An 8,120-nucleotide genomic window follows, 5' to 3' on the forward strand; every position below is an offset into this window, starting at 1 on the left:
TTTGTTATTATTTGGAATATGTGCTCTTGCATTAAAGCATGATCGACATAATCCGCAAAATGATAAAATTTCAGACCCATCAAAGGGTGCATGAAACGTCATTTTGCTTTAAAATTTTACCATTAACTCAGATTTTCGAGGTGTTGCAGGTCAACACCTTTTTTATTTTTTCTTTTATATCTTGTAGGAATCTGCCATGACTGTTGCAATGAGCATCATGATTTCAACCGAAGAAATTCAAGCAAAAGTCAAAGAGCTCGGCGAGCAAATCAATTCTCATTATGCAAATAGTGACAAAGAATTGGTTCTGATTGGTCTACTTCGTGGTTCTGTTATTTTCATGGCAGACTTATGCCGTACCATTACCAAACCGCACGAACTCGATTTCATGACAGTGTCTAGTTACGGCGGCGGTACCACTTCAAGTCGAGACGTTAAAATCTTAAAAGATCTTGACGGTGAAATTCGTGGTAAAGATGTGCTGGTGGTTGAAGATATTATTGACTCTGGCAACACCTTAAGCAAAGTTGTGGAAATGTTGCAAACTCGCGAACCAAATTCGATTCAATTATGCACATTAGTGAGTAAACCATCACGCCGTGAAATTGATCTCGAAGTTAAGTTTTTAGGTTTTGAAGTTGAAGATCGGTTTATTGTAGGCTATGGCTTAGACTACGACCAGAAATATCGTCACTTGCCATTTATTGGTGAGATTGGGTTATAAATTTCATAAAAATGGCACCATAAGGTGCTATTTTTTTATATAACGTTTTAGCTTTGAACAAAAAAGACACAAAAAGTCGCAATCTGCTACAGACAAAACAGTTGGCTCTGTCGCACGATAGAATATGAAGCAAAATCATTAACTTCATCAAAAAAACAACTGGAGAACAAATATGTGGTCACTTATTGTTGCTATTGTGGTTGGTTTCTTCGCAGGCTTAATTGCACGTGCTTTACATCCTGGTGATGATAAAGCAGGTTTTATCGTTACTACTTTAATTGGTATCGCAGGTTCACTTTTAGCCACTTATGGTGGTCGTTTACTTGGTCTTTACGGAGAAAATTCAGCTGCGGGCTTTATCGCTTCCGTAATTGGTGCAGTCATCATTTTGTTTATTTACAACTTGATTGCACGAAAAAGCTAAACTTCAGTTCATTCATAAAAAAAGCACCTAATGGTGCTTTTTTTATTTACAGGCCTAGCTCTTTCCAAACTTCCTGAATTTCTTCAGCAGACCTTGCACCTACTAGTTTAAAACCGTTTGCAAAAATTAGGGTAGGAGTAGCATTAAAACCTAATTTTCTTCCAAGTTCCAAGTTCCGATCAATTGGGTTTGCGCAGCTCGCAACTGTTGGTTTTACACCTTGTTCAATCAGTTTCTTCCAAGAGTATGATTGGCTCGGTGCACACCAAACTTGTCTAGAAACCACAATAGACTGAGGTTTTAAAGGGTAAATAAACGTGTAAATTGTTACATCTTTAAGTTTATCGAGTTCAGGTTCAAGTTTTTTACAATAAGGGCAATTCGGATCGGAGAATACCGCTAAAACATGCTGACCATTACCTTTGACCGTTTTAATGGCATCTTTTAAAGGTAATTGCTTCCAATCAATTGAGTTTTGTCCTAGAACTAAGTCTTTGGTTAAATTCTTCTGGTCCTTTAAGCGGATCATAGAGCCTACCAGCATATGCTGACCATCTTCACCAAGATAAATGATTTGTTGATCTAGATTGGCACTATATAACCCAGGCATTTCGGTTTTCTGAATATTACTAATTTTTAAATTAGGATATTGTTTTTTAATATTTTCCCGAACTGTATCTACATTAGCGAAACTCAAACTTGTTGTTAGACTAAATAATGCCAATATTCCTAATTTTTTAAGCATAAAACCGACTCGAGGACAGGAGAGTGAACATTTTAGTCAGTTCCGTTAATGAAAACAGAACTGATTACCGAGATATAACCAAACTTCTACCCAGTTATGCTAATGTTTCACGTGGAACATAAATAGGTTTTAAAGTATTAATTTCTACCGATATATGCACGATTTCATCATGAATCGATAAAGCATGACGAATCTGGTCTGCATTCAAAGAAATATCATCAGTTTCTAGCGCTAAAATACAAGAAAATTTACCTTTCGCGACTTTCCAGACATGAATATCTGTAATTTCAACATGTTTTGGAAATTCAGTTATGACTTCCCGAATTTCTTCAACTACCGGATGATCCATTTCAGCATCTAGAAGAGTTTTTCCTGTCTCTTTCATTAAACCAAATGACCACTTTGCAACTAAAATAGCGCCTAAAATCCCTAAAAGTGCATCTAAAAAATCCCATCCAAAATACTTACCGGCACACAGCGCAACAATTGCAAAAACAGAAGTCACAGCGTCTGCAACCACATGTAAAAATGCAGCTTTTTGGTTCAAATCATGGTGATGAGGCCGATGCTCATGCTCATGCTCATGCTCATGCTCATGGTGATGGTGATGGTGATGGTGATGGTGATGGTGACCATCATCATGAAGTAACCAAGCACAAATCAAGTTAACAATTAAACCTAAAATTGCAATTGGAATAGCTTCGTTATAAAAAATCTCAACTGGATTCAATAAACGTTGAAATGACTGAAAAGCCATAATAATAGCGACAACCATAAGCAAAATTGCACTGCTATAGCCGGCTAAAATCTCAATCTTCCACGTCCCAAAACTAAAACGATGGTCTTTTGAATAATGTTGAGCTGCGCGATATGCAAAATAGGCTAAACCGAGCGCCAACATATGTGAGCTCATATGCCAGCCATCAGCCAAAAGTGCCATCGAGTTAAAAAACCACCCTCCAAATATCTCTAAAACCATCATGGAAGCCGTTAAAATGGTTGCAATCAAAATCCGTTTTTGTGCTAAGGGATTTCCTTCATCAAACTGATGTTGATGATGACGTGATACACTATGATCCTGCATAAAATTTAAACCCAATATACTCCCTACCAGTATATTAAATTCTACAAGAGAAAACAGATGAGTCACATTGGTCAGGATAAAAAAATTCTTAATCGTGTAAAACGATTAAAAGGACAAATCAACAGCATTGAAAATTCGATAGAACAAGCAGAATCTTCATGTATCGATATTTTGCAGCAAGTTGCAGCCATAAAAGGTGCTATAAACGGTTTAATGAGTGAATTAATGGAACAGCACTTACATCATCATGTGCTTAAAGGTGCAGAAATCGATCAAAATGAGCTAAAAGAATTTTTAAAAGTTTTAAAAAGATATGGCTAAAAGAAAGTTCTGGATGACACAACAATACGTATCATCCAGATTATTTAAAATTATTTTCCAATGCAGAAAGAACCGAAGATTTTGCCTAATAGATCATCGGCACTAAAGTCTCCAGTAATTTCACCTAAAGCATTTTGAGCAAGACGTAGTGATTCAGCAACGAGTTCACCAGCGTTAAATACAACAAGTTGCTCATGTGCCTCTGCCAAATAGAGCTGAGTGCGCTTCATTGCGTCTAAATGACGAGTTCTCGCAATAAATGTATCTTCCTCAGGGTGAAAGCCTGCATGCGCTGTAATCGCATCTACGAGGCCTTGTACACCCATCTCTTGTTTTGCTGAAACTGTAATATGACGGAATCCTTGATAATCACCTATTTCGGCAGATTGACCAGTTAAATCACATTTATTGCCAATTAACATGAGACGACGCGGTTCAATATGTTCAGCAAAGTATTCTTGAGCGAGTTGTAATGGGTCATCACCTTGATTTAAATCGTAGACCAATAACAGCAGATCGGCCTGCTCAATTTCTTTGATTGCACGGCGAATACCTTCTTTCTCGACCACATCTCCCGTTTCACGAAGACCTGCAGTATCAGTTAAGGTAATTGGTAAACCATTTAAGCTAATTTTTTCATGCAAAACATCACGAGTCGTACCAGCAATGTCCGTTACAATCGCTCGTTCTACACCAGCAAGCGCATTTAACAAGCTCGATTTACCCGCATTTGGTTTACCCGCAATAACAACCTGTAGACCTTCACGGAGTAATTGCCCTTGTCGTGCAGAAGTTTGAACTGCATGCACCGACTGTTGAACATCTTCCAGTAAAGCTAAAATTTTGCCATCAGCCAAAAAATCAATTTCTTCTTCTGGAAAATCAATCGCAGCTTCTACGTGCAAACGTAAATGAATCAGTTTTTCTAAAACTGTATTAATTTTTGTTGAAAATGCACCTTGCAGAGAACGAACTGCCGAACGAGCCGCAGCTTGAGAGGTGGCATCAATTAAATCGGCAATAGCTTCCGCTTGTACCAAATCCATTTTGCCATTTTCAAAAGCTCGCATGGAGAATTCCCCAGCTTTTGCAGCAATCGCACCCAGCTCGAATAGACGGCCAAGGAGAGCATTTTGAATGACTGGACCGCCGTGCCCCTGTAACTCGACAACATCTTCACCGGTAAAAGAATGTGGATTTGGAAAGCATAGGACAATGCCTTCATCCATAATGCTTCCATCAGCATCATAAAACTTACGAAAACCTGCCATACGCGCTTCAGGCAAGTTTTTTTGTGTCAACTTTTGAGCAATTTCATAGGCCTTAGGTCCAGATAAGCGAATCACGCCCACTCCACCACGCCCTGGTGGCGTTGCAATTGCAGCAATTGTGGTTTGACTTTGCATATTATTCACCTAAAAAACCTAAAATACAGCCAAAGAAAAATCCGCCTAAGATTACCATCTTAAGCGGATTGATTCAGCAAAAGTTCAACGATTAAGATGCTGATTCAGTCTTGTTTAGACGACTTTTCTCAACACTCTTGTTAATAAACCATTGCTGTAAAATGGTAATACTGTTGTTCACAATCCAGTACAACACTAGACCCGCAGGGAAGAACAACATAAATACCGTGAACATAATCGGCATAATGCGGAATACTTTCGCTTGCATTGGATCAGCTGGTTGCGGGTTCAACATTTGCTGAGCAAACATTGTCGCACCCATAATTAACGGCAAGATGAACCAAGGATCCATTGCAGATAAGTCTTGAATCCAGCCTAACCATGGTGCATGACGTAATTCCACACTTTCCATGAGTACCCAGTACAACGCAAGGAAAATTGGCATTTGTAGCAATAACGGTAAACAACCAGACAATGGGTTCACTTGTTCACGTTTATAAAGCGCCATCATTTCTTGCGAGAAGCGCATACGGTCTTCACCGAACTCTTCTTTCATGCGTTGCATTTCTGGTGCAATCACACGCATTTTCGCCATAGAACGATAACTTTTTGAAGATAAAGGCCATAAAATCATCTTCACCATAATGGTAAGTAAGATGATTGACCATCCCCAGTTGCCTACAATGCTATGGAAGAATTGAAGACCTAAGAACAATAACTTCGCAATTGGCCATAACCAACCATAGTCCACAGTCTGGTTCAGACCGACAGCTAAATCTTTTAATTCAGATTGTACTTTAGGACCTGAATAAAGCTTTGCATCTACTTCCATTGAAGTGCCAGCTGGAACATTAATTACTGGCGAAGTAAAGCCAATAATATTCATATGATCCGCAGACTGACGTGATTCAAGCTTAGCAACATAAGGCTGACCATTTGCTTGAGTCAGTTTAAGGTTTCCTGGAATCCAAGCACTTACAAAATAGTGCTGAACAATCGCAACCCACCCACCTTTAGCATCAGCATTTAATTTTTCTTCTGAGAAATTAGCAAACTTAAGCTTGTTATAGTGTGAATCAGGCGTACCCCAAGCTCCCCCTAAGAACGTCCCTAGAGTAAAAATACCTTGAGAAGACTTACCAGGATCCTCAGAGTTATCACGCTTTAACTGTCCAAACATCTGACCTTGCCAGTTTTGTTGGCTACGGTTAATCACTTGATGGCTTACAACAATCGGGTATTGACCTTGGGTAAAGGTAAAAGTTTTAATAATTTCAACGCCTTCTGGTGTTTTAAATACCATAGGTACGCTTAAAACTTTTTCAAACTGTCCCTTTTGATCCTGCACACCCTTAGCATCAGCCAAAGTATATGATGTTTTTTCAACCGCATATAACGGACGACCACCACGACTACTATCTGGTCCATTCAAACCAATTAAGCCAGACTGAGCAACATATGTACGCTTGGCATCATTTTCAAGCATAACAAAAGGTTGATTACTGTCTTTGCTTTTGTCGTGAGAGAGTAATTCAATACGAACAATATCACCACCTTTTGGATTAATCCAAAGATGATAAAGGTCAGTTTGTACTGAAATAAGCTGTTGATTCACAGGTGCTGTCGCATCTGTGGTTTGTGACTGCGCAATATTTGCTTGTGGCACATCGGAAGCCACTGTTGCAGTTTTAGCATTTGGCAAATCAGCAGATATTTCATGTGAACTTACAGCCGCCGCTTGTTGTTGCGGTGCAGTTGCAGCATTTCCATAATCTTTTTGCCAAGCCAAAATGAGCAAATATGCGGTGACAAACATGGCCCCGAGAATTGCAAACCTGGCCCATTGTTGCATATCTATTACCCCAAATGGTTAGAGAGATTTTGCTTCATTAAACGATCACGAAAGGGTACAGCAACATGATGCGTTTGAGAATCTATTTGATGAAACGAAATAAAACGAATTGCTTTTGGCGGTACCGGATCATATCCGGAGCCTCCCCATGGATGACATCTGCAAATACGTTTAGAAGATAGCCAAACGCCTTTGATTGCACCATGAGTTTGTAATGCTTCTATCGCATATTGGGAACAAGTTGGGATATAACGACAACGGGGTCCAAGAAGCGGACTAATCGCAATTTGATACAGTCGAATGAACCAACGCAAAATACGAACCATTGGTCATCTCTTAATTTTGCGAGGTTGGGACAACTTTAGAATGTTTTTTTGCCAAGCGTTGTAATTTTTGCCAAGCAAAATCTAATTGTTGATATAGCTCAGCGTTCGTAATCGTTTCTATACCAACTTTAGGCATTACAACAACATCTATGTCTAACCCAAATTTCGGCTGATTTAGACGAAAGCTCTCACGAGCAAGACGCTTTATTCGATTTCTTTCATGCGCACGGCGCACTTTTTTCTTAGCAACAACAATACCCAAACGGCTATTAGGCTGTTCGGTGAATTTTGCAAGAAATAAAAAATGGGGTTGATGCACTTTAAAAAGCGCACCATCAAATACACTTTTATAATCTGCAGCACAGCGTACACGACGATCTGTGCTAAAACTGTAAAGTGCCATCACACCCAAGTCTGGTCAGCGTAACAGTAATTAAACAGTTAAGCTATGACGACCTTTTGCACGACGACGAGCTAATACTTGACGACCAGCTTTAGTTGCCATACGAGCACGGAAACCATGAACGCGTTTACGCTTTAATTCAGATGGTTGGAAAGTACGTTTCATATCGAAACTCCCAAAAATGATCTTTCTATAAAGGTCCGCGATTTTATTGTGCAATGTTTACTCTGTCAATGATAAACAGAGAAAGTTTTGTATTTAAGTCAAATTTTTAGTTCTTCATCCTCTCTTTATATTAAGTCAATTTTTATCATTTAAAAGTTATACACAAAGTAATTGTTTATTTTTATTATGACTTTTAAGATATACACTTCTTATTTACATACTTATCAACAAACCTAGATGTGAAATGAGTTTGGATTTGGTATATTTGAATTTAAATTCATATTTTTTAGTTATCCACAATTGGAAGTGACCCTATTAAATAAATTCAAATTTTAAAATTTAAATTTATTCTTATTAGTGTGGACTTTTTCTGTGGATTTGATGGTTTTAAATTTAAAAAACATATATTTGAATTGTTGATAACTCTGTTTTTATTATCTTTATGGATTGTGGATAAGTTTATGTGATAATTTATCCACAGGATGTGCAAAAAGTTATACACAATTGGTTTTGAATTTAAATTTATTCACAAGAGATTTCTTTTTAGTCAAAATCAACCGAATTCGTCATGACAGATGTGGATAACTTGGGTAGAATGGCGACCCCTTCTCATCAGGAAGGGTTAATCTTTAAATGATTTGAATTTAAAACGCAGACATAGGGGATACAC

General features: G+C 38.3%; 10 protein-coding genes. 3 read left to right on the forward strand and 7 right to left on the reverse strand.

Translation table 11 applies throughout. The features are described 5' to 3' along the window. The first annotated feature begins 196 nt into the window (after nt 1-196). Together hpt and ABLC00_RS18540 are read left to right on the forward strand one after the other, a co-directional pair. A complete protein-coding gene (hpt, locus tag ABLC00_RS18535) occupies nt 197-724 on the forward strand; it encodes a hypoxanthine phosphoribosyltransferase (protein WP_002051884.1) in 528 nt (175 codons plus the stop codon). A 172-nt stretch (nt 725-896) separates the two neighbouring features. Next, on the forward strand, nt 897-1,148 hold the full coding sequence (locus tag ABLC00_RS18540) for a GlsB/YeaQ/YmgE family stress response membrane protein (protein ID WP_000269732.1): 252 nt from the start codon (nt 897-899) through the stop codon (nt 1,146-1,148). A gap of 46 nt (nt 1,149-1,194) precedes the next feature. Here the strand turns inward: ABLC00_RS18540 and ABLC00_RS18545 are convergent, their stop codons facing one another. Further along, a complete protein-coding gene (locus ABLC00_RS18545) occupies nt 1,195-1,893 on the reverse strand; it encodes a DsbC family protein (RefSeq protein ID WP_004884261.1) in 699 nt (232 codons plus the stop codon). A 94-nt stretch (nt 1,894-1,987) separates the two neighbouring features. After that, complete coding sequence (dmeF, locus tag ABLC00_RS18550) at nt 1,988-2,992, reverse strand: CDF family Co(II)/Ni(II) efflux transporter DmeF (RefSeq protein ID WP_348941238.1); 1,005 nt, start codon at nt 2,990-2,992, stop codon at nt 1,988-1,990. 42 nt (nt 2,993-3,034) lie between these two features. Here dmeF and ABLC00_RS18555 point away from each other — a divergent pair, with 42 nt between their 5' ends. Beyond that, nucleotides 3,035-3,298, forward strand: coding sequence for a metal/formaldehyde-sensitive transcriptional repressor (locus ABLC00_RS18555; RefSeq protein WP_033847055.1), 264 nt, complete (start codon nt 3,035-3,037; stop codon nt 3,296-3,298). A gap of 50 nt (nt 3,299-3,348) precedes the next feature. Here ABLC00_RS18555 and mnmE read toward each other — a convergent pair whose 3' ends face one another. From mnmE to rpmH, 5 genes are all read right to left on the reverse strand, one after another. Next, nucleotides 3,349-4,704 (reverse strand): tRNA uridine-5-carboxymethylaminomethyl(34) synthesis GTPase MnmE, encoded by a 1,356-nt coding sequence (gene mnmE, locus ABLC00_RS18560; protein ID WP_033847056.1) that lies wholly within the window; start codon nt 4,702-4,704, stop codon nt 3,349-3,351. Nucleotides 4,705-4,795: 91 nt separating this feature from the next. After that, nucleotides 4,796-6,556 (reverse strand): membrane protein insertase YidC, encoded by a 1,761-nt coding sequence (yidC, locus tag ABLC00_RS18565; protein WP_033847057.1) that lies wholly within the window; start codon nt 6,554-6,556, stop codon nt 4,796-4,798. A 5-nt stretch (nt 6,557-6,561) separates the two neighbouring features. Next, entirely contained in the window at nt 6,562-6,882 is a 321-nt protein-coding gene (gene yidD, locus ABLC00_RS18570; protein WP_002051924.1) for a membrane protein insertion efficiency factor YidD, read from the reverse strand. A 10-nt stretch (nt 6,883-6,892) separates the two neighbouring features. Further along, nucleotides 6,893-7,285, reverse strand: a complete 393-nt coding sequence (rnpA, locus tag ABLC00_RS18575; protein WP_004706196.1) for a ribonuclease P protein component — start codon at nt 7,283-7,285, stop codon at nt 6,893-6,895. A gap of 30 nt (nt 7,286-7,315) precedes the next feature. Then, entirely contained in the window at nt 7,316-7,450 is a 135-nt protein-coding gene (gene rpmH / locus ABLC00_RS18580; RefSeq protein ID WP_000831329.1) for a 50S ribosomal protein L34, read from the reverse strand. Between the last annotated feature and the right edge of the window lie 670 nt (nt 7,451-8,120).

The sequence above is a fragment of the Acinetobacter nosocomialis genome (genome assembly GCF_041021905.1).
GTDB lineage: Bacteria > Pseudomonadota > Gammaproteobacteria > Pseudomonadales > Moraxellaceae > Acinetobacter > Acinetobacter nosocomialis.